At 63.7% G+C, this 20986-nt stretch carries 16 protein-coding genes; 9 read left to right on the top strand and 7 right to left on the bottom strand.

What is annotated here, in order from left to right:
- Positions 1-273: 273 nt before the first annotated feature.
- The 7 genes from IVA87_RS25725 to IVA87_RS25695 all read left to right on the top strand — a co-directional run bounded on the left by IVA87_RS25725 (position 274) and on the right by IVA87_RS25695 (position 8762).
- Entirely contained in the window at positions 274-1428 is a 1155-nt protein-coding gene (locus IVA87_RS25725; protein ID WP_247335670.1) for an iron-containing alcohol dehydrogenase, read from the top strand.
- Between the two features lie 18 nt (positions 1429-1446).
- Entirely contained in the window at positions 1447-2997 is a 1551-nt protein-coding gene (locus tag IVA87_RS25720; protein ID WP_247303617.1) for an AMP-binding protein, read from the top strand.
- A 290-nt stretch (positions 2998-3287) separates the two neighbouring features.
- Entirely contained in the window at positions 3288-4886 is a 1599-nt protein-coding gene (locus IVA87_RS25715; protein WP_247335663.1) for an ABC transporter substrate-binding protein, read from the top strand.
- 35 nt (positions 4887-4921) lie between these two features.
- The gene (locus IVA87_RS25710) at positions 4922-5869 is read left to right on the top strand and encodes an ABC transporter permease (RefSeq protein ID WP_247303622.1); all 948 of its coding nucleotides are present in this window, start codon (positions 4922-4924) and stop codon (positions 5867-5869) included.
- A 9-nt stretch (positions 5870-5878) separates the two neighbouring features.
- Positions 5879-6772 carry an ABC transporter permease gene (locus IVA87_RS25705; protein ID WP_247303624.1) on the top strand — a complete coding sequence of 298 codons (894 nt, stop codon included), beginning with the start codon at positions 5879-5881 and terminating at the stop codon, positions 6770-6772.
- Entirely contained in the window at positions 6772-7779 is a 1008-nt protein-coding gene (locus IVA87_RS25700) for an ABC transporter ATP-binding protein (protein ID WP_247303626.1), read from the top strand. Before IVA87_RS25705 ends, IVA87_RS25700 begins: the two co-directional genes overlap by 1 nt.
- Positions 7776-8762, top strand: coding sequence for a dipeptide ABC transporter ATP-binding protein (locus tag IVA87_RS25695; protein WP_247303628.1), 987 nt, complete (start codon positions 7776-7778; stop codon positions 8760-8762). Before IVA87_RS25700 ends, IVA87_RS25695 begins: the two co-directional genes overlap by 4 nt.
- A 46-nt stretch (positions 8763-8808) precedes the next feature.
- Here IVA87_RS25695 and IVA87_RS25690 read toward each other — a convergent pair whose 3' ends face one another.
- The 7 genes from IVA87_RS25690 to IVA87_RS25660 form a co-directional block, all read right to left on the bottom strand.
- Entirely contained in the window at positions 8809-10785 is a 1977-nt protein-coding gene (locus IVA87_RS25690) for an acetyl-CoA carboxylase biotin carboxylase subunit (protein WP_247335660.1), read from the bottom strand.
- Entirely contained in the window at positions 10782-12398 is a 1617-nt protein-coding gene (locus IVA87_RS25685) for an acyl-CoA carboxylase subunit beta (protein ID WP_247335657.1), read from the bottom strand. Before IVA87_RS25685 ends, IVA87_RS25690 begins: the two co-directional genes overlap by 4 nt.
- A 111-nt stretch (positions 12399-12509) precedes the next feature.
- Positions 12510-13376 carry a 3-keto-5-aminohexanoate cleavage protein gene (locus tag IVA87_RS25680; protein WP_247303635.1) on the bottom strand — a complete coding sequence of 289 codons (867 nt, stop codon included), beginning with the start codon at positions 13374-13376 and terminating at the stop codon, positions 12510-12512.
- 209 nt (positions 13377-13585) lie between these two features.
- On the bottom strand, positions 13586-14386 hold the full coding sequence (locus tag IVA87_RS25675; protein WP_247303636.1) for an AraC family transcriptional regulator: 801 nt from the start codon (positions 14384-14386) through the stop codon (positions 13586-13588).
- Between the two features lie 214 nt (positions 14387-14600).
- A complete protein-coding gene (locus IVA87_RS25670; RefSeq protein ID WP_247303638.1) occupies positions 14601-15257 on the bottom strand; it encodes a glutathione S-transferase family protein in 657 nt (218 codons plus the stop codon).
- The gene (locus tag IVA87_RS25665) at positions 15254-16420 is read right to left on the bottom strand and encodes an acyl-CoA dehydrogenase family protein (protein ID WP_247303639.1); all 1167 of its coding nucleotides are present in this window, start codon (positions 16418-16420) and stop codon (positions 15254-15256) included. Before IVA87_RS25665 ends, IVA87_RS25670 begins: the two co-directional genes overlap by 4 nt.
- Positions 16421-16549: 129 nt before the next feature.
- Positions 16550-17686 carry an acyl-CoA dehydrogenase family protein gene (locus IVA87_RS25660; RefSeq protein ID WP_247303640.1) on the bottom strand — a complete coding sequence of 379 codons (1137 nt, stop codon included), beginning with the start codon at positions 17684-17686 and terminating at the stop codon, positions 16550-16552.
- A gap of 262 nt (positions 17687-17948) precedes the next feature.
- Here IVA87_RS25660 and IVA87_RS25655 point away from each other — a divergent pair, with 262 nt between their 5' ends.
- Complete coding sequence (locus IVA87_RS25655) at positions 17949-19499, top strand: long-chain fatty acid--CoA ligase (RefSeq protein ID WP_247335655.1); 1551 nt, start codon at positions 17949-17951, stop codon at positions 19497-19499.
- 77 nt (positions 19500-19576) lie between these two features.
- Positions 19577-20782: an ABC transporter substrate-binding protein gene (locus tag IVA87_RS25650; protein ID WP_247335652.1), complete on the top strand. Its 1206-nt coding sequence runs from the start codon at positions 19577-19579 to the stop codon at positions 20780-20782.
- Positions 20783-20986 lie beyond the last annotated feature (204 nt).

Here is a 20986-nt window from a genome sequence, read left to right as displayed (position 1 = left end):
GTCTACCCGCGGGCGACACAAGATGTGTTGCGATGATGAACTCTTCAAGACGACGGCGGACGCAAGGCTGGGGAAGAGGCCCTGACCGGATGGTGGGTTGACAGAGACCGAGACGGTCGCACACGCGCAGTGCGAATGGGTGACGAAAAGCGATGCTCGCCACCCTCCCCTTGGACGGCGACAAGCGGCCAGCGTCTTCGCGCATGACGGACGCCAGCGGCTCGGCTAGATTATGCTCATAAAACTAAGACGAATTGTCCAGGGAGGGCAGGCGTGCACCAGGGACGTGTCGTTTACGGCGCGATCGAGGAGGTCGTGTTCGGTCATCCTGCGGCCGAAGCCATCGTCGCGCAGATGGACCGGCTGGGCACGCGCCGCGCCTTCCTGATGGTCTCGGGCACGCTCAACCGGCAGACCGATGAAATCAAAAAGATTAGGCAGGCGCTCGGCGAGCGCTGCGCCGGCCTGTTCGAGGCCATGCCGGCGCATACGCCGCGCGAGGCTGTGATCGCAGCCACCCATGCGGCGCGCGAGGTGAACGCGGATCTGATCGTCACCGTCGGCGGCGGCTCCATCACCGACGGCGCCAAGGCGGTGCAGCTTTGCCTCGCCAACGGCATCGATGATATCGGCGGCATCGAGCGCATCCGCGTCCACAAGGGCATTGCGCCCGAGCTGACCGCCCCGAGCGTACGGCAGATCAGCGTGCCGACCACGATTGCCGGCGGCGAGTTCAGCGCCATCGCGGGCGTGACCGACCGCAGCACGCATGTGAAACAGATGTTGCGGCATCCGCTCACGGTGCCGCGCGCAACCATCCTCGATCCCGCTATCACCGTGCACACGCCGGAATGGCTGTTTCTGTCCACCGGCATTCGCGCCGTCGACCATTGCGTTGAGGCGATCTGCTCGCGCGAAACGCACCCTTACGCCGATGCGCAATCGGTGAAGGGGCTCGCCATGCTCGCCGATGCGCTGCCGCGGGTAAAGGCCGATCCCGCCGATCTCGACGCGCGGATGGATGCGCAGATCGGCACCTGGCTGTCGATGGGCGCGCTTTCGGCCGGCGTTCCCATGGGCGCGAGCCACGGCATCGGTTACGTCCTGGGCGCAGCCTTCGACGTGCCGCACGGCCACACCTCCTGCGTGATGCTGCCGGCGGTGATGCGCTGGAATGCGCCCGACAATGCCGAGCGCCAGATGATCGTCGCGGCCGCCATGGGCTTCCCCGGCCAAAATGCCGCCGACGTGCTCGATGCCTTCATCCGCTCGCTCGGCATGCCCCGCAGCCTCGCCGAGGTGGGCGTATCGCCGGAACATTTCGACGCCATCGCCGAACAGGCGATGCGCACGAACTGGATCCCGCGCAATCCACGCAAGATCGATAGCCCCGCGCAAGTGCGCGAAATCCTGCTTCTTGCCGCATGATCCAAAGCCGGAGGACTGATGTATCCAGGTCAGCATGCCCGCCTACGCCCGCTTCAGCCTGCCTTCATCATGGCGGCGACGGACGAGACTGTCACCTATCGCGAGCTGGAGGCGCGCAGTAACCGCCTCGCGCATCTGTTTCGTAGGCACGGCCTGAAGCGGCTCGATCATTATTCGATCTTCATGGAGAACAATTCGCGCTATCTCGAAGCCTGCGCCGCGGGCGAGCGCTCTGGCCTCTACTACACCTGCATCAACTCCTTCCTGACGCCGGGCGAGCTCGCCTATCTCCTCGTCAACAGCCAGTCCAAGATCCTGATCACGTCAATGGCGAAGCTCGACATCGCGCGCGAAGCCATACAGGCTTGCCCCGACGTCAGGCTCTGCGTCGTCGCCGACGGTCCTGGCGAGAGCGAGCGCATCGTCGGCCTCGCCGACGTGACCGCCGGTCTGCCGACAACGCCGATCGCGGATGAGCGGCTCGGCACCGCCATGCTGTATTCGTCGGGCACGACCGGACGGCCCAAGGGCATCCTGCGACCGCTGCCGGAGGAGCCGCCAAAGCACAATCTGCCGCTATTCGATTTCCTGGCGAAACTTTGGCACTACCGCGAGGGCATGGTCTATCTATCGCCGGCACCGCTGTATCACTCCGCGCCGCAAGCTGCCGTGAACCTCACGATCCGCATGGGCGGGACCGTCGTCATCATGGAGAGTTTCGATCCGGAACGTTACCTCCAGCTCGTCGAACGATGGGGCATCACCCACACCCAGCTGGTGCCGACGATGTTCTCGCGCATGCTGAAACTGCCGGAGGAAGTACGCACCCGCTATGACCTATCCTCGCTGGAGATCGCGATCCATGCCGCGGCGCCCTGCCCGGCCCTGGTCAAGGACGACATGATCAAATGGTGGGGACCGATTATCCACGAATATTACGGCGCCACCGAAGGACTCGGCTTCACCGCCTGCAACAGCGAGGAGTGGCTCGCCCATCGCGGCACGGTTGGCAAGGTGCTGCTCGGCGACCTCCACATTCTCGACGAGAACATGAGGGAGTGCCCGACCGGCACGCCTGGGCAGATCTGGTTCAAGACGGCCTCGCCGTTCGAATATTTCAACGATCCCGAAAAGACCCGGGAGGCGCGCTCTGCCGACGGCAGCATGAGCACGGTCGGCGACGTTGGCTATGTCGACAAGGACCGCTTCCTCTACCTCACCGATCGCGCGACTTTCATGATCATCTCCGGTGGCGTGAACATCTACCCGCAGGAATGCGAGAATCTGCTGATCACCCATCCGAAAGTCGCCGACGCCGCGGTGTTCGGCGTGCCCAATGCCGATCTCGGCGAAGAGGTGAAGGCGGTGGTGCAGCCGATGCCGGGCGTGGTGCCGGGCCCGGCGCTCGCGGAAGAGCTGATCGCGTTCTGCGCAAAATCGCTATCGCGGCAGAAGGTGCCGCGCTCGGTCGATTTCGAAAAGGAATTGCCGCGGCTGCCGACGGGGAAACTCTACAAGCGGCTGCTGCGGGATAGGTACTGGGGGAACAAGGCGTCGCGTATCGTGTGAGGCGCAGCCACAAACTCCGTTGTTGTCCCAGGGCGCGACGAGGTCGCAAACCCGGCGCGCGCTTCGGCGCGCTTGTCCGGGACAACACCGGCGGTTGTTGGCTGCCCCAGGGTAAAGGAACCGTCCCTTCGCACTGCACTCTGACTTCATGAGAGAACAGCGCCGCGGCATCCGTCATCCGAATTGTCGAGAGCGTGGACGGCCTTGCCGGTTGCCTCTCTTCACGCCCATCGTTATCGTCCCCTCAAACAGGCCAAAAGGCCAAAGGCCGATGTCCAGGGAGGACGAGGATGCGGACCGTGCGGGCGCTCGCCGCGACGGCGGCGCTATCTTTGCTGGCGTTTTCGACCATTGCGCTTGCCGGCGAGCCCAAGCAGGGCGGTATTCTGCGGATGTATCATCGCGATAGCCCGGCCAATGCGTCCATCCTCGAGGGCGCGACCTATTCGATCAACGTGCCGTTCATGGGGGTATTCAACAATCTGGTCATCTATGATCAGCACATCGCGCAGAACAGCCCTGAAACCATCAGGCCAGAGCTCGCCGAGAGCTGGTCCTGGAGCGGCGACAACAAAAAGCTGACGTTCAAGCTGCGTCAGGGCGTGAAGTGGCACGACGGCAAGCCGTTCACGTCGGCCGACGTCAAATGCACCTTCGATCTCCTGATGGGCAAGTCGCAGCAGAAGCTGCGGCAGAATCCGCGCAAGGCCTGGTACAACGAGGTCAACGACGTCACGCCGAACGGCGATTTCGAGGTCTCATTCGACCTCAAGCGGCCACAGCCGTCGCTGCTGGCGATGCTCGCATCCGGTTATACGCCGATCTATCCCTGTCAAGTCTCGCCGGCCGACATGCGCACCCATCCGGTCGGAACCGGCCCGTTCAAATTCGTCGAGTTCAAGGCCAATGAATCGATCAAGCTGACGCGAAACCCTGACTACTGGAAGAAGGGCCTGCCCTATCTCGACGGCATCGAGTACACGATCATCACCAACCGCTCGACTGCCATCCTCGCCTTCGTCGCCGGCAAGTTCGACATGACCTTCCCGACGCACATTACCATCCCGCTCCTCAAAGACATCAAGTCGCAGGCGCCGAACGCGATCTGCGCCGTCGAGCCGACCAACGTTGCGACCAACATCATCGTCAATTCGGCGTCCCCGCCATTCGACAACATCGATATTCGCCGGGCGATGGCGATGGCGCTCGACCGCAAAGCCTTCGTCGACATCCTGTTCGAAGGCCAGGCCGATATCGGCGGCACCATGCTCCCGCCGCCGCAGGGCATCTGGGGCATGCCCAAGGACAAGCTGGAGACCATTCCAGGCTATGGCCCGAACGTGAACGCGAGCCGGGAGGAGGCCAAGAAGTTGATGCAGAAGGCGGGCTACGGCCCCGACAAGCACCTCGCGGTGAAGGTCTCGACACGCAATCTCGCGGAATATCGCGATCCCGCGGTGATCCTGATCGACCAGCTCAAGAGCATCTATATCGACGGCGAGCTCGACGTCGTGGAGACGGCGAACTGGTTCCCGAAGGTTGCACGCAAGGATTACATGCTCGGCCTGAACTTGACCGGCAATTCCGTCGACGATCCCGATCAGTCTTTCTACGAAAACTACTCCTGTGGTTCGGAGCGGAACTACACCAATTACTGCAACAAGGAGATCGAGAAGCTGTTCGACGTGCAGTCTCAAGAGATCGAAATAGGCAAGCGCAAGCAACTGGTCTGGGACATCGACAAGAAGCTGCAGGAGGACGTCGCCCGGCCGATCATCTTCCATGCGCGGGCCGGCACCTGCTGGCAGCCCTATGTCAAGGGGATCACGATCATGTCGAACAGCTCCTATAACGGCTTTCGCTACGAGGACGTCTGGATCGACAAGTAGCGCGGGCGGCTGACGGGTTCGACAGGAGGCGGTGCATGTTTGCCTATCTGGTGCGGCGCCTTTTCCTGATGCTCGTGACCCTGTTCGGGATCTCGATCGTCATCTTCTTCCTGCTGCGCATCGTCCCCGGCAACATCGTCGACATTCTGTTCGCCGCGGCCGGCTACGTCGATCCCGCCGACAAGGCCAATCTGGAGAAGGAGCTCGGCATCGACCAACCGCTGATCGTGCAATATTGGCACTGGATCGGCGGTCTTCTGCGCGGCGACTTTGGTTATTCCTACGTCTCGGAGAAGCCGGCGCTGCAGGAGATCCTGCCGCGGATTCCTATCACGGCGCGGCTTGCCGGCCTTGCGCTGTTGTTCTCGGCGTCCATCGGCATCCCGCTCGGCGTCATCAGCGCCGTGAAGCAGGGCACAAAACTCGACTATGCCCTGCGTGTCGTCAGCCTCAGCGGATTGTCGCTGCCCTCGTTCTGGCTTGGCCTTTTGATCCTGACCGCGTCGGTGGCGATGTTCGGGCAGATGCCGATCTTCAATCCAAATCCGCAGACCTGGCTCGAAGCGTTTGCCACCTATGCCGTGCCCGCGGCCGCCGTCGGCTTCCGCAGCGCCGCGCTGACCATGCGCATCACCCGCTCCTCGATGCTGGAGGTGCTGCGGCAGGATTATATCCGCACCGCCCGCGCCAAGGGCGCATCCGATGCTGCCGTGAACTATCACCACGCGCTGAAGAACGCGATCCTGCCCGTCATCACCGTGATCGGCATCGAGGCCGCGTTCCTGATCGGCGGCCTGATCGTCACCGAAACCGTGTTCAACATCCCCGGCGTCGCCCGCTTCCTGGTCGAGGCGATCCGCTGGCGCGATTACCCGATCGTGCAGAACCTCGTGATGTTCATTGCGGTCGTGGTCGTGTTCGCGAATTTCACCGTCGACATGCTTTACGCGGTGTTCGACCCGCGGATCAGGTATACGGACTAGGAGATCAGCTTGACCGCGATCGACTATGATCTCGAATTAAGGCGCGCCGGCGCACATGCGACCGGTGGCTGGCGGCGCGTGCTGTTCATGACGCAGCGGCACGTGTTGGGCGCGGCGGGGCTCGTCATCATGACGGTGTTCGTGTTGACTGCGATCTTCGCCGATTTCATCGCGCGCTACGATCCGCTGACCGTCGATTCCGCCCGAGCGCTGGCGCGCCCGAGCCTTGCGCACTGGATGGGCACCGATTCCTTCGGCCGCGACGTGTTCAGCCGCATCATCCACGGCGCGCGGATATCGCTGGCGGTCGGGCTTGGCTCCACGGCACTCGGCGGCTCGATCGGCGTGATCGTTGGCCTTACCTCCGGCTATCTCTCCGGCTGGGTCGATCTCGTGTTCCAGCGCGTCTCCGATGTTCTCCAGGCGCTGCCGCTTCTGGTGCTGGCGCTGGTGATGACGGCGGCGCTGGGTCCGTCACTGCCGAACGTCATCCTCGCCATCGCCATTCCGCTGATCCCGACGGTCGCGCGCGTCATCCGCGCCAACACGCTGGCACTGCGCGAACAGCCCTTCGTGGAAGCGGCAAAATCGATCGGTATGAGCGAGATGCGGATCGCGCTGCGCCACGTGCTGCCGAACACGCTGGCGCCGCTGATCGTGCTGGCGACCGCCCAGCTCGGCTCGACCATCCTGACCGAGGCTTCGCTGTCCTTCCTCGGCCTCGGCATTCCCGAACCTTATCCGTCGTGGGGGCGTATGCTCTCGGAATCCGCTGCCGAATATGTCCGCACTGCGCCGTGGCTGGTGATCTTCCCGGGCATCGCCATCAGCCTCGCGGTGTTCGGCGCCAATCTGTTCGGCGACGCCCTCCGCGACATCCTCGATCCCCGGCAGCGCGGCTGATGGCTGACAAATTCGATGTCGTGCTCGACGTGAAGAACCTGAAGACGGTGTTCTTCACCAATTCGGGCCTCTTCAAGGCGGTTGACGACGTCTCATTCACAGTGCGGCGCGGCGACACGCTGGCGATCGTCGGCGAATCCGGTTGCGGCAAGAGCGTTACGGCGCTGTCACTGATGCGGCTGGTGCCAGATCCGCCGGGCCGCATTGTCGGCGGCTCAGTCACGCTCGAAGGCACCGATCTGCTAGCGCTGGATGAAGCGGAGATGCGTGCCAAGAGGGGCAACCGCATCTCCATGATCTTCCAGGAGCCGATGACATCGCTCAATCCGGTGATGCGGATCGGCGACCAGATCGCCGAGGCGGTGCGGCTGCACCGGAACTTGTCGGCCAAGGAGGCCGGGAATATCGCAGTCGAGATGCTGCGGCTGGTGCGCATCCCCGAGCCGGCGCGGCGCGCACGGGAATATCCGCACCAGCTCTCCGGCGGCATGCGCCAGCGCGCGATGATCGCGATGGCGCTGGCGTGCCGGCCCGCGCTGCTGATCGCGGACGAGCCGACCACCGCACTCGACGTCACCATCCAGGCGCAGATTTTGGCGCTGATTCTCGACCTTCAGAAGGAGCTCGGCACCGGGCTGGTGCTGATCACGCACGATCTCGGCGTCGTCGCGCAAACCGCGCAGCGCGTGATCGTGATGTATGCGGGCCGCAAGGTCGAGGAAGCCGGCGTCGAAGCGCTGTTTGCGTCGCCAAAGCACCCCTATACGCGTGGGCTGATGGCTTCGATTCCAGCCGTGCCGGCGTCCGGCGTCGCCGCGCCGCCGCGGCTGAACGAAATTCCCGGCACCGTGCCGTCGCTGGCGCGGCTGCCGAAAGGCTGCGCCTTCGCGCCACGGTGCCCGCTCGCGATCAAGCGTTGCGAGGCCGAGTATCCGCCGCTGGCGGACTGGGGCGGCGGCCATCTCGCGGCGTGCTGGCGCGCGGCGGAAGTGGCGGAGGTGGCATGACCGAAGCGCTGCTCGAAGTCACCGACCTCAAAAAGCACTATCCGGTCCGCGCCGGCGTGCTGCGCCGGCAGGTCGGCACGGTTCATGCGGTCGACGGCGTGTCGTTTTCACTTGGCACCGGCGAGACGCTCGGCCTCGTCGGCGAATCCGGCTGCGGCAAGTCCACGGTGGCGCGGAGCGTGCTGCGGCTGGTCGAGCCGACCTCAGGGCAAATTCGTCTCGAGGGCGAGGACATCACCCATCTCTCGAAGACGGCGCTGCGGCCGCACCGCCGCTCGATGCAGATCGTGTTTCAGGACCCCTTTGCCTCGCTCAATCCGCGCATGACCGCGGGCGACATCGTCGGCGAGCCGCTGGCCGTGCATAGACTCGCCACTGGCAAGGCGCTGGAGGGGCGCGTCGCCAAGCTCTTTGAACAAGTCGGCTTGCGGCCAGACCAGATGCGCAACTTCCCGCATCAATTCTCCGGCGGCCAGCGTCAGCGCATCTGCATCGCGCGAGCGCTGGCACTGGAGCCGCGGCTGATCGTCTGCGACGAGCCGGTCTCCGCGCTCGACGTCTCGATCCAGGCGCAAGTGATCAATCTCTTGATCGATCTACAGCGGCAGCACGGCTTCTCCTATCTCTTCATCGCGCACGATCTCGCCGTGGTCGCGCATATCAGCCACCGCGTCGCAGTGATGTATCTCGGGCGAATCGTCGAGATTGCCGACAAGGACGAGCTGTTCCGCAATCCGCGCCATCCGTACACGCAGGCGCTGCTCGCCTCGGTGCCGGTCCCTAATCCGCTTGCGAAGAAACTTGCGCCGCTGGTCGATGGCGATGTGCCGAGCCCGGTCAATCCGCCCTCGGGGTGCGCGTTTCACACGCGCTGCCGGTTTGCGATGGAGCGGTGCAGAGTGGAACGGCCGGCACTGGTGGATGCCGCCGGCGGGCACCAGGTCGCGTGCTTGCTCAATGACGGGACGGGGCGGCCTCTCTAGCGTCGTCCCGGTGAAGGCCCATGGGCGTTAAGTTAGTTTGCCGCCGCTATCCCGGCCCGATCTCAGCCATGATCTTCCCAGTTGTCACCTGCTCGCCCTCGGCGACATCGATCGCTGCGACGACGCCGTCGATGCCGGCCTTGTGAACGTGCTCCATCTTCATCGCTTCCAGCATAAGCACCGGCTGATCCGCGGTGACGCGATCGCCCGGCTTGACGAGGACGGCGACGACGCGGCCATTCAGGGCTGCGCGGACCTTGCCGTCACCGCCATTGCTCGCGGCAGCCTTCGGCGCGGCCAGGGTAAGATCGACGACCGCGAGAGGGATGCCGCGGCGCTGGACGTAGAGCCGGTCGCCATCGCGCAGGAATTTGGCGCTGTCAATCACGCCGTCGTGGCGGAAGCGGATGGCGTCGGGATCGAGCTGGTCGATTTCGAATCGGTCTTGCCGACCATTCGTTGCGACGGCGTAGCGCCCGTCGCGCTCCCGCGTGATTTCGAGCTCATGCGTTTGGCCTGAGATCTCGACTTTTGCCGGCAGCGGAAACGTTGCCGCAAGGCTCCGTCCAGTTCGCCATGACGGCGCGCACGGGTTCGTGACGTAGAGCAGCAGCCCGGCCAGCGCCGTATCAAATGCGGCGGCCGTCCGTGGCGCAAACAGTTCATCGCGGTGCGAGCCGATGAAGGCGGTGGTGGCCCCGCCCCGGGCAAAGCCAGGATGACGCAGGCAGGACATCAGGAACGCCTGATTGGTGGTCACGCCGAATGCCGTGAGCTGCTCGAGGGCGACGATCAACCGGCCCCTCGCCTCCTCGCGCGTCGTGCCATGGCTGATCATCTTGGCGATCATGGAATCGTAGAACGGCGGGATCTCCGTGCCTGATTGCAGCGCATGCTCGACGCGGATACCTTCCGGCACCTGCCAGCGCGCCATGCGGCCAGACTGCGGCATGAAATCGTGTGCGGCATCTTCCGAGCACAGCCGCACCTCGATGGCGTGGCCTTCGAAGCGGATATCCTGCTGCTTCACCGGCAACGGCTCGCCGCGCGCAACGCGCAGCTGCAGCTCGACGAGATCGAACCCGGTGATCGCCTCGGTCACGGGATGCTCGACCTGGAGCCGCGTGTTCATCTCCATGAAGTAGAACTCGCCGCTTTGATCGAGCAAAAATTCCAACGTGCCGGCGCCCTCGTAGCGCAGCGCCTTCACGGCAGCGACGGCGACCTCGCCCATTTTCGCGCGCAGCTCCGGCGTCACGGCGGGCGACGGCGCCTCCTCTATCAGCTTTTGGTGCCGCCGCTGCACCGAGCAATCGCGCTCGCCGAGATGGATGGCGTTGCCGTGGCTGTCGCCGAACACCTGGATTTCGATATGGCGGGGGTTCTGGATGGCCCGTTCGAGGATGACCGTGGGATCGCCGAACGCCGCCTTGGCCTCCGATCGCGCGCTGCGCAGCGCATCGGGAAAGGATGCTGCATCGGTCACGAGCCGCATGCCACGTCCGCCGCCGCCGGCGACCGCCTTGATCATCACGGGAAAGCCGATCCTTGTGGCTTCCGACAGCATCACCTCGTCGCTCTGGTCTGCCCCCTGATAGCCGGGCACGACGGGCACGCCGGCCTTCTTCATGATGTCCTTGGCGCCCGCCTTGTTGCCCATCGCCTCGATCGCCTGCGGCGACGGGCCGATGAAGACGAGGTCGGCATCCTTGCAAGCGCGCGCAAACGCCTCGTTCTCGGCGAGGAAGCCGTAACCGGGATGGACAGCGTCCGCGCCGCTCGCCTTGGCGGCGGCGATGATCGCGGGGATGTTGAGATAGGATTGCGCCGGCAGCGCCTCGCCGATGCGCACGGCTTGATCGGCTTGGCGCACATGGAGGGCGTCGCTATCGGCATCCGAATAGACCGCGACGACGCCAAGGCCGAGGTGCCGCGCGCTGCGCATCACGCGCAGCGCGATCTCGCCGCGGTTGGCAATCAGGACCTTGAAGAACGGCCGGTGCTGCACTGATCCGTTCCTCATGGGCGGGCCACGGAGAATTGCATGCGCTGGGGTGTGCGTGCATCACCCTCGCCACAGATGGCCAACACTTCGGAGAGCACCGCGCGGGTGTCGCGCGGATCGATCACGCCGTCGTCGAGGACGCGCGCGCTGGTCGAGAACACGTCCATCTGACCGTCGAACACGCCGATGATCTCAGCCTTCATGGCCTCGAGCTTGTCCTTCTCGACCGGTCTGCCGCGGCGTGCGGCAGCCGCTTCGGTCACGATCGCCATGGTTTCTGCAGCCTGCTCGCCGCCCATCACGGCGGTCTTGGCATTCGGCCAGGAGAAGCAGAAGCGCGGATGGAAACCGCGGCCGCACATGCCGTAATTACCGGCGCCGAACGAGGCGCCACAATAGAGGGTGATCTGCGGCACCGTCGCCGAGGTCACGGCCTGGATCATCTTCGAGCCGTGCTTGATCATGCCGGCCTCTTCGTAAGCCTTGCCGACCATGTAGCCGGTGGTGTTGTTCAGATAGAGCAGCGGCGTGCTAGTCTGGCAGCAGGCTTGGATGAAATGCGTCGCTTTGTTGGCGCCGGCGGGATCGAGCGGACCGTTGTTGGTGATGATGCCGATGGCCTGACCCTCGATGCGGGCATGGCCGCAGACCGTGGCCGGACCATAATTCGGCGCCATCTCGGTGAAATCGGAATCATCGACGATGCGCGCGATCACCTGTTTCATGTCCACGGAGCGCTTGTGGTCCATCGGCATGATGCCGAGGAGCTCGTCCTGGTCGTAGCGCGGTGGCTTGAACTGCAGAGCCGCTTTGCCCGGCCGGTCCCATTGCAGCGCCGCCATGATTTCGCGTGCGATGCGAAGTGCGTCGCGATCGTCCTCGGCGAGATAGTCACCGAGGCCGGACACCTGCGTGTGCATCTCGGCGCCGCCAAGCTCCTCTTCGGTCGCGATCTCGCCCGTCGCGGCTTTCAATAGCGGCGGCCCGGCGAGAAAGGCGCGGGTGCGACCGCGGACCATGACGATGTAGTCGGAGAGGCCGGTCTGATAGGCACCGCCGGCGGTGGACGAGCCGTGCGTCACGGTGACGACGGGCAATCCCGCTGCCGAGAGCCGCGCGAGATTGCGAAAGATGTTGCCGCCGCGCACGAAATCCTCGACGCGGTAGCGCAACAGATTGGCGCCGGCGCTTTCGACGAGCTGGACGTAAGGCAGCTTGTTCTCCAGCGCGAGTTCCTGCACCCGCAGCGTCTTCTCGAGTCCGTAAGGTTGCAGCGCACCGGCATCGATGCCGGCGTCGTTGGCACTGACCATGCAGCGGACGCCCGAGACAAAGCCGATCCCGGCAATGACGCCTCCGCCGGGCACGCTCTTGTCCGGATCCGGCACGTCGAACCTGTAGCCGGCGAGCGTCGACAGCTCGATGAACGGCGCGCCGGGATCGAGTACCAGCGCCACGCGCTCGCGCGGCAGAAGCTGGCCGCGCTTGTGGAAGCGATCTTTCGCTGCCGCCGACGCCGCCCGCGTACGCTCTTCCAGCGCGCGCATGCGGTCGATCAGCGCAAGCATGCCGTGGCGGTTGGCGTGGTAGGCTGCGCTACCGGGGGAAATGGTGTTTTCGAGAATGGACACAGTTTACTCCGTCATTCCGGGGCGATGCGAAGCATCGAACCCGGAATCTCGAGGTTCTCAGATGCGCAATCGGGCACCATGGTTCGCGCTTCGCGCGCCCCGGACCGACGTTCAGCGCTTCGTCCCAAAGATCTTCCGCGCCTCGGCGGGGCTTGCGATCTCGCGGCCGGCACGCCGGGCACAGGCAGCGACGGCTTCGATCAGCTGACCGTTCGACGTCACCTTCTTGCCGTCAGCGAGATAAAAGGTGTCTTCGAGACCGGTGCGTAGATGGCCGCCGAGCTCAGCGCAACGCTGGTGCAGCGGCCAGATCTCCTCGCGGCCGATGGCCGTGACCTGCCAATGCGCTTCGGGCCGCTTCAGCTTGAGCAGGATCGGCAACAGCTCGGGATCAGACGGCATGCCTGAGGCGACGCCCATCACGAAGTTATATTCGAGCGGCCCCTTGTACATGCCAACCTGGTGGTACATGCCGACGCAGCGGACGATGCCGACGTCGAAGCATTCGAACTCGGGGATGGTGCCGACCGCGTTCATGACATCGAGATAGTCCTTCACCTTCTCGACCGCGTTGTCGAACATCATCGGCGGCCAGGCCCAGCTGTTGTCGGCCTTGACCTTCAGATAGTTCAGCGAGCCGGCGTTGCAGGCCGCGATCTCCGGCTTCGTCTCACGAATGCAATCGAGCGCGCCTGAGTAGTTCGGCCCTGACACGCCCGAGGTGTGGTTGATGATCACGCCGGGGCAGGCCTCGCGAATCGCTTGCTGGATCTCCTTGCTGACGCTCACCTCCCAGGACGGCAAGTGGCCCTTGTTCGGCGCCTGCTGGCGCAGATGAATGTGCATGATGGACGCGCCGGCGTCGAACGCAGCCTTGGCCTCGCGCGCCATCTCTTCGGGCGTCACAGGCACGTTGTGCTGCTTCGGGTCGGTCAGCACGCCGTTCAGCGCGCAGGTGATGACGGCCTTGTCGCTCATGCCTTGACGCTCATGACTTGGATGTCTCGCACGTTGAGAATTCAACGCTTGCGATCATGTGACGCGCGGCATGCGGCTTCTTGCGCGGAGAAGCTGGAAAACGACGAGCTTCGTAGGGTGGCAAAACGAAGCGTGCCCACCTCTTCCATCGCGATCCGGGACAGTGGTGGGCACGGCGCGTTGCGCCTTCCCACCCTACGAGAGGGGTGCTAACTCGCCTCGGCCATCCGCACCGTCTCGGTGCTGCGATAGATCGCAAGATCGCGTGAGCCGACGAAGATCGCGCGCGGCTTCAGGCCGTAGAAGCGGCGTATCGAGTGGCTGAAGTGGGTGGAATCGGGATAGCCGATGTCCTGCGCGAGATGGGCGAGGTTGAGGTCCTGGTTGGCGTAGTGCAAGAGATGCCGCGCACGCTTCCAGGCGCGGAAGGACCGGAACGAGATGCCGGTCTCTTCCTTGAACAGGTGCAGGAAGCGCGAGGCGGACAATCCCGCTTCGGCTGCGCAAGTATCGGCCGTGACCGGCTCGCCGGAGAAGCGCTCGATGCGCGCGACCGCGCGCATCACGCGCGGATCGAGCAGGCGGCGCGGCAGCGCCTCGCCAAAACACATCTCGTCGAACTCGGCGGTGGTGATGTCGCCGTAGCGGCGCTGGCGAAGTAGCGCGTAGGCGGCGAGGATCTTCCGGGCATAGGCAGTCTTGTCCGGTCCCCGCAGCCGCTCGGCCAAGGCCTCGATCACGCCATCCGGCATGCTCTCCGGCTCCAACGTCACGCTGATCACGCTGCGATAATCGCTGGCGATGGTGTGCCGCTGGTTGGGCAGGGTCACGATCAATTCGTCGGACGTGTGGACGTCATCGATGGTCAGATGCAGGCTGCCCTTCACCGCGACATAGACATGGCAGCAGCCCGGGGTCCGCTTGCGGGGGCGGCCGAGTAGGCCGGCATAGAACACCCGTTCCGGCGTGATCAGCATCAAATGGTCGGATTCGCGACCTGTATCTTCCATTGGGGTCCTCCTCGCGCGGCTCTCTGGCCGCTGCGGACGGAGGTCACCTTAGCGGAAATTTGGGCGCTGTCACGATAGGATAGCGCTGTCAAAAGACACAGCCGGTCATTCCGGGGCCGTCCGCAGGACCAACCCGGAACCTCGAGATTGTCAGATGCGCAACGATGCGCCGTAGCTCGATGCTGCGCACCGCCACGGAATGACGGGCTGAAGCTTACGCCCGCACCCGCGGTGCGACGTTCTGCTCGACGCCTGCCCTCTGTTCCGCAGCAACTACGCGCTTGAAGCCGTCGCGTTGCTGCAGGCGCGCCCAATAGGCTGCGACATTTGGCCCGAAATCCCTGGCCAGCCCAATATTGTCGGCAAGGCGGAGCGCATAACCAATGACAATGTCAGCGGCTGTGAAGCGGCCGGCGCACAAGGTTTCGGCATTTGCGGTGGCTGCCTCAACGGCGCGCAAGCGCCCCAGGAACCATTTCGCATAATCTCCGGCGACCTGCGGATTGCGGCGCTCCTCCGGCTCGAGCTGGGTGTATCGGAGCACCAGCGTTTGCGGGAAGGTCAGCGTGGCATCGCTGAAATACATCCAATTCAGGAACGCGCCATAGGCGGAATCTTCGGGGCCGACCATCAGCGGCGTCGGACCATATTTCATGCCGAGATAGTGGCAGATGCCGGAGGATTCGGTCATCCGCGTCTCGCCGTCGATCAGGAAGGGGATCGTGCCGAGCGGATTGACGCCGAGATAATCCTTCGCGAACACCCGCGGCGGGAACGGCAGCATCTTCAATTCATAGGGCAGCCCCATCTCCTCCAGCATCCAGAGCGGGCGGAACGAGCGCGCGGCCTCGCAGTGGTAGAGCGTGATCATGACGCATTTCCTTTACTGCCGGGCAACGTGCCCATCATCTTGCAGAGGACCATCAGCATGACCTCGTCGGCACCGCCGCCGATCGAGGTCAGACGGCTGTCGCGATAGGCGCGGCTGACCGGCGTCTCGTTGGTAAAGCCCATTCCGCCCCAATATTGCAAGCAGGCATCGGTGAGCTCACGGCCGAGTCGCCCGGCCTTCAGCTTGGCCATCGTGGCGAGCCTGGTGACGTCCTCGCCGGCGACCAGCTGCTCGGCGGCCCGATAGATCAACGCGCGCAGCAGCTCGACCTCGGTCTGCATCTCCGCGAGCTTGAAGTGCACGACCTGATTGTCGAGGATCGACTTGCCGAACGCCTTGCGGTTGCGAGTGTATTCGATGGTCTGATCGATGATGTATTCATGCGCCTTCAGGCAGGCCGCCGCGCCCCAGAGCCGCTCCTCCTGAAACTGGATCATTTGGTAGGTGAAGCCTTTGCCCTCCTCACCGATCCGGTTGCGCTTGGGCACGCGGACATCGTCGAAGAAAATCTGCGCGGTGTCTGACGAGCGCATGCCCATTTTGTCGAGTTTTCGCGCGATTGTGACGCCCTTGCTCTTCATGGGCACGCAGATCAGCGACTTGTTGCGATGGACGGGCCCCTCGCCCGTATTGGCCAGCAGGCAGATCCAATCGGCTTGCGTGCCGTTGGTAATCCACATCTTGCCGCCATTGATGACGTAATCATCGCCATCCGAGCGTGCATTGGTCTTGATCGAGGCGACGTCCGATCCTGCGCCGGGCTCGGAGACGCCGATGCAGGCGACATAGTCCCCCGAAATCGACGGCGCCAGAAACTCGCGCCGCACCTCGTCCGAGCCGAACCGCGCCAGCGCCGGCGTCGCCATGTCGGTCTGCACGCCGATCGCCATCGGGACGCCGCCGCAAGTGATGGCCCCGAGCTCCTCTGCCATCATCAGCGCATAGGAGTAATCGAGACCTGAGCCGCCGAACTCCACGGGCTTGTTCAATCCGAGAAAGCCGAGGCTGCCCATCTTCTTGAACAGCTCATGCGCCGGAAAGATGTCGGCCTTCTCCCATTCATCGACATGAGGGTTGATCTCATTGGCGATGAATTTCTGCAAGGACCGGCGGATGTCGTCGTGGTCGGCAGTGAACAGCATGTCTTTCCCTTCGTCATTCCGGGACATCGCGGAGCGATGAGGCCGGAATCCATTCCCCTCTGGTATTCGGCGCCCGATGGAATCCGGGCTCGCTTCGCTGCACTCTGCGCCCCGGAATGACAGCCTCAATCACAACCCCATCTGCCTCGATGCCAGATCCTTCATGATCTCCTCGGTGCCGCCGCCAATGGCATTGACCTTGACCTCGCGGTAGATGCGCTCGGCCTTGATGCCGCGCATGAAGCCGGCGCCGCCGAAAATCTGCACCGCTTCCGAAGCGCAGAAGGCCATGGTTTGCGTCGCCTGATTCTTCATCATGCAGATTTCGGCGACCGGGCTTTCGCCCTGCTCGAGCCGCCAAGCCAGCATCTCCAGCATCGCCTGGGAGGCGGCGACCTTCTGCGCCATGTCGACGATCTTGTGGCGAATCACCTGATGCTGGGCGAGCGGCTTGCCGAAGGTCTTGCGCTCCTTGGCATAGGCAATCGCCTCATCCAGGCAGACCCGGGCGAAGGCGGTGCAGCTCGCGGCCATGCCCATGCGTTCGCTGTTGAAGTTCTGCATGATGATCTTGAAGCCCTGACCTTCCTCGCCGATCAGATTTTCGGCGGGCACGCGGCATTCGTCGAAATGCAACGTCGCGGTGTCGGAAGCCCACCAGCCCATCTTCTGCAGCTTCGTGCGCGATAGGCCGGGCCTGTTGCCCTCGATCAGCAGCAGGCTGACGCCGCCGGCGCCCTCGCCACCGGTACGCACCGCAACGGTCAGATAATCCGCACGCATCCCTGAGGTGATGAAGGTCTTCTCCCCGCTCACAACGTAGTGATCGCCGTCGCGCCGCGCCCGGGTGCGCAGGTTCGCGACATCGGAGCCGCCGCCCGGCTCGGTGATGGCGAGCGCTGAAATCTTCTCGCCAGCGAGGATTTGCGGCAGCACACGCGCCCTGATCTCGGGGCGCGCCGCGCGGGCGATCGGCGGCGAGCCGATGGTGTGGCTCATCAGGCTGGCACTGACACCGCCGGCACCAGCCTGCGCGAGCTCCTGGCTCGCCACGATCTTCATGAACTGGTCGGCGGCGATCCCGCCATATTCCTCGGGGAATCCGAGCCCCAACAGCCCGATCTCGGCCGCCTTGCGATAGAGCGCGCGCGGGAATTCGCCGGCTTCGTCCCATTCATGGGCGAAGGGCGTGATCTCCTTCTCGACGAAGCGGCGCATGACATCGCGAAAGGCGTCATGCTCCGCAGTGTAGAACGGGCTCTTCATGGCACCTCTCGCCTCGTACGGATTCGCCTCGGCCAGCATGGCCGGAACTTTGTTGGTTTCACTTGCGCCAAGTGGCTGGCCGGAGAGGGCCGGTCCTCTTCAAGCGCCAGCAACTTGACGCAAGACGATTTTCGCTCCTCGCAGGCCAACTCCGGATCAAAAATATGGTGCACACAACTCCGGCTGGCCCAGCAAGGCCACGCCGGGCCTGGTGCATGGCAATAAATAACATAGCGGCGCAAGAGCGCCGAGGGAGGGATTTTTGGCCGTTCGTTACTACGACTGGATCGCTCATCATGGCCGGCGCACGCCCGCCAAGGTGGCGGTCATCGATCTCGCGAGTGAGCGCCGCTTCACCTATTCGCAGCTCGATGCCCGTGTCTCGCGCCTCGCCTCATTCCTGCGCGACACGCTCAACGTCTCGCGCGGTGACCGCGTCGCGGTGCTGGCGCTGAACACCACCGATACGCTTGAGGTGCAGTTCGCCTGCGGGCGGCTCGGCGCCATCTTCGTGCCGCTGAATACCCGCCTCACCGTTCCCGAGCTCCAGTTCATCACGGGCGACTGCGCGCCGAAGGTGATGATCCACGACGCCGACCTGGCCGAGACGGCGCTGAGCGTGGCCAAGCTCTGCGGTGTCGCGACCCGCCTGCTGCTCGGCCCCGGCGGGTCCTATGAAGCTGGCATCGCCGCCGCCAAACCGCTCGACCGCGGCGAAGAAGTCACGCTCGATGACGTCTCGACCATCATGTACACGTCGGGCACGACGGGACATCCGAAGGGCGCGACCATCACCCATGGCATGACTTTCTGGAATTGCGTCAATCTCGGCGGCCCGGCCTGCATCGGACCGTCCTCGGTGCTGCTCACCGTGCTGCCGCTGTTCCACACCGGTGGTCTCAATTGCTACACCAATCCGGTGCTGCATGCCGGCGGCACCGTGATGATCACGCGCGCCTTCGATCCCGGCACTGCGCTCGCTCTCATCAATGATCCCGCGCAGGGCATCAACGTCTTCTTCGGCGTGCCGGCGATCTACCAGTTCATGGCTCAACACCCCGCCTTCGCGGCCACCGATCTCAGCCGGCTGATCGTCGGCGGTGTCGGCGGCGCGCCGATGCCGGTGGCGCTGCTGAAAGTATGGGAAGCGCGCGGCGTCGCGCTTCAGCAGGGCTATGGCATGACCGAGACATCGCCGGCCGTGCTGGTGCTCGACCGCGAGGATGCTGCGCGCAAGGCCGGCTCCGCTGGCAAGCCGGTGCTGCACACCGAGGTCCGGATCGTGCGACCCGACGGCAGCGATGCCGATGTCGGCGAGCTCGGCGAACTCTGGGTCAAGGGGCCGAACGTCACGCCCGGTTACTGGAACAGGCCGGAAGCAAACAAGACGTCGTTTACGGACGGCTGGCTGCATACGGGCGATGCCACACGCGTCGATGAGGAAGGTTTCTACTACATCGTCGACCGCTGGAAGGACATGTACATTTCCGGCGGCGAGAACGTCTATCCGGCCGAGGTCGAGAACGTCCTGCATCAGCTCAACGCCATCGCGGAGGCCGCAGTGATCGGGATTCCCGATCCGCAATGGGGCGAAGTGGGCCTTGCCATCGTTGCGGTCAAGCCGGGCCAGAAGCTGACCGAGGCCGAGGTTCTCGCACATTGCGCGGCCAACCTCGCGCGCTTCAAATGCCCGCGCCAGATCCGCTTCGTCGATGCGCTGCCGCGCAACGCCACCGGCAAGATCCACAAGCCGACCTTGCGCAAGGAGTTTTCGGTGGCTTCCGAAGTCGACAACAAAGTCGCCAGTGCCTGACCGAAGCGCCCCTCGCGGGCGCTTTTTTCTTTTCGAAGTGCCTGCTCAACCCACAAGAAACCCCAAGGAAATTGTTCATGAAAAACAAGAAACTCGCTCTGTTCGCCGCGGCAGCGGCACTGACATTGCTCTCCCTACATGGCGCCCACGCGCAAAAGAAATACGACACCGGTGCCAGCGACACCGAGATCAAGATCGGCAATGTCGAAGCCTATTCCGGTCCGGCCTCCGCCTACGGCGTCATCGGCAAAACCGAGGAAGCCTATTTCAAGATGATCAACGACCAGGGCGGCATCAACGGCCGCAAGATCAACTGGATCTCCTATGATGACGGCTACTCGCCGCCCAAGACCGTCGAACAGGTCCGCAAGCTGATCGAGAGCGATGAGGTGTTCCTGGTCTTCAACGCGCTGGGCACCCCGACCCAGACCGCCGTGCAGAAATATCACAACGCCAAGAAGGTGCCGCAGCTCTTCCTTGCAACGGGCGCCAGCAAATGGAACGACCCGAAGGGTTTTCCCTGGACCATGGGCTTTCAGCCGAGCTACCGGGTCGAGGCCCGGATCTTCGCTAAGTACATCTTGCAGGCGAAGCCAGATGCCAAGGTCGCGATCTTCTATGCCAATGACGATTTCGGCAAAGACTACGTCGCCGGCATCAAGGAGATCTTCGGCGAGAAAGCCTCTTCGCTGATCGTGGCGGAGGAGAGCTACGAGACCACCGAGCCGTCGATCGATTCCCACATCGTCAAGCTGAAGGGCACCGGCGCCAATGTCCTCGTCAATATCTCCACGCCGAAATTCGCAGCGCAGGCGATCAAGAAGATCGCCGAGCTTGAATGGAAACCGATGCATGTGATGACGGACGTGTCGATCTCGATCGGCGCGGTGATGAAGCCCGCCGGCCTCGATGCTTCGGAAGGCGTGCTGTCTGCGACCTATTTGAAGGACGCGTCCGACCCGCAATGGAAGGACGACGAGGGCATGAAGAAGTTCATGGCCTTTATCGACAAGTACATGCCGGGCGCCAACGTCTCCGGCTACGCCGCCGCGCAGACCCTGGTCCAGACGCTGAAGCAGTGCGGGGACGAGCTGACCCGGGAGAACGTGATGAAGCAGGCTGCCAGCCTGAAGGGCTTTGCGCCGGACACGCTGATCCCGGGTATCAAGGTCAACACAGGCCCCAACGATTTCGCGCCGATCGAGCAGCTCAAGATGATCCGCTTCAAGGCTGGTCAGTGGGAATTGTTCGGGGATATCATCAGCGCGGAAACGGGCGGCTAATCCGCATCAGCTCAACATGCCCAAGCAAGATAGCGGCCGAAAGGGCCGCTATCTTTCGCGCGAATGCATTCAAAGCGTGGTACCACATGTTGGCCGTTCGATGCCGCGACGGATTGCCATTCCGTCATACGGCATACCTTTCTGATGGTTGCCACTGCGGCGAACTCGCCATAGAAAAGCGTGACGCGCCACCAAGAACAAGAA

The sequence above is a fragment of the Bradyrhizobium sp. 147 genome (assembly GCF_023073935.1).
GTDB lineage: Bacteria > Pseudomonadota > Alphaproteobacteria > Rhizobiales > Xanthobacteraceae > Bradyrhizobium.
Note: the sequence above shows the minus strand (reverse complement) of the source record. Positions and strands in the feature narration are given on the sequence as shown.

Bases quoted from the DNA above. Each gene is read 5' to 3' on its own strand.
- IVA87_RS25675 (WP_247303636.1), bottom strand. From the start codon at position 14,386: ATGGAAGATACAGGTCGCGAATCCGACCATTTGATGCTGATCACGCCG.
- IVA87_RS25665 (WP_247303639.1), bottom strand. From the start codon at position 16,420: ATGCTGTTCACTGCCGACCACGACGACATCCGCCGGTCCTTGCAGAAA.
- IVA87_RS25710 (WP_247303622.1), top strand. From the start codon at position 4,922: ATGTTTGCCTATCTGGTGCGGCGCCTTTTCCTGATGCTCGTGACCCTG.
- IVA87_RS25720 (WP_247303617.1), top strand. From the start codon at position 1,447: ATGTATCCAGGTCAGCATGCCCGCCTACGCCCGCTTCAGCCTGCCTTC.
- IVA87_RS25680 (WP_247303635.1), bottom strand. From the start codon at position 13,376: ATGAGCGACAAGGCCGTCATCACCTGCGCGCTGAACGGCGTGCTGACC.
- IVA87_RS25670 (WP_247303638.1), bottom strand. From the start codon at position 15,257: ATGATCACGCTCTACCACTGCGAGGCCGCGCGCTCGTTCCGCCCGCTC.
- IVA87_RS25715 (WP_247335663.1), top strand. From the start codon at position 3,288: ATGCGGACCGTGCGGGCGCTCGCCGCGACGGCGGCGCTATCTTTGCTG.
- IVA87_RS25700 (WP_247303626.1), top strand. From the start codon at position 6,772: ATGGCTGACAAATTCGATGTCGTGCTCGACGTGAAGAACCTGAAGACG.
- IVA87_RS25695 (WP_247303628.1), top strand. From the start codon at position 7,776: ATGACCGAAGCGCTGCTCGAAGTCACCGACCTCAAAAAGCACTATCCG.
- IVA87_RS25660 (WP_247303640.1), bottom strand. From the start codon at position 17,686: ATGAAGAGCCCGTTCTACACTGCGGAGCATGACGCCTTTCGCGATGTC.
- IVA87_RS25690 (WP_247335660.1), bottom strand. From the start codon at position 10,785: ATGAGGAACGGATCAGTGCAGCACCGGCCGTTCTTCAAGGTCCTGATT.
- IVA87_RS25650 (WP_247335652.1), top strand. From the start codon at position 19,577: ATGAAAAACAAGAAACTCGCTCTGTTCGCCGCGGCAGCGGCACTGACA.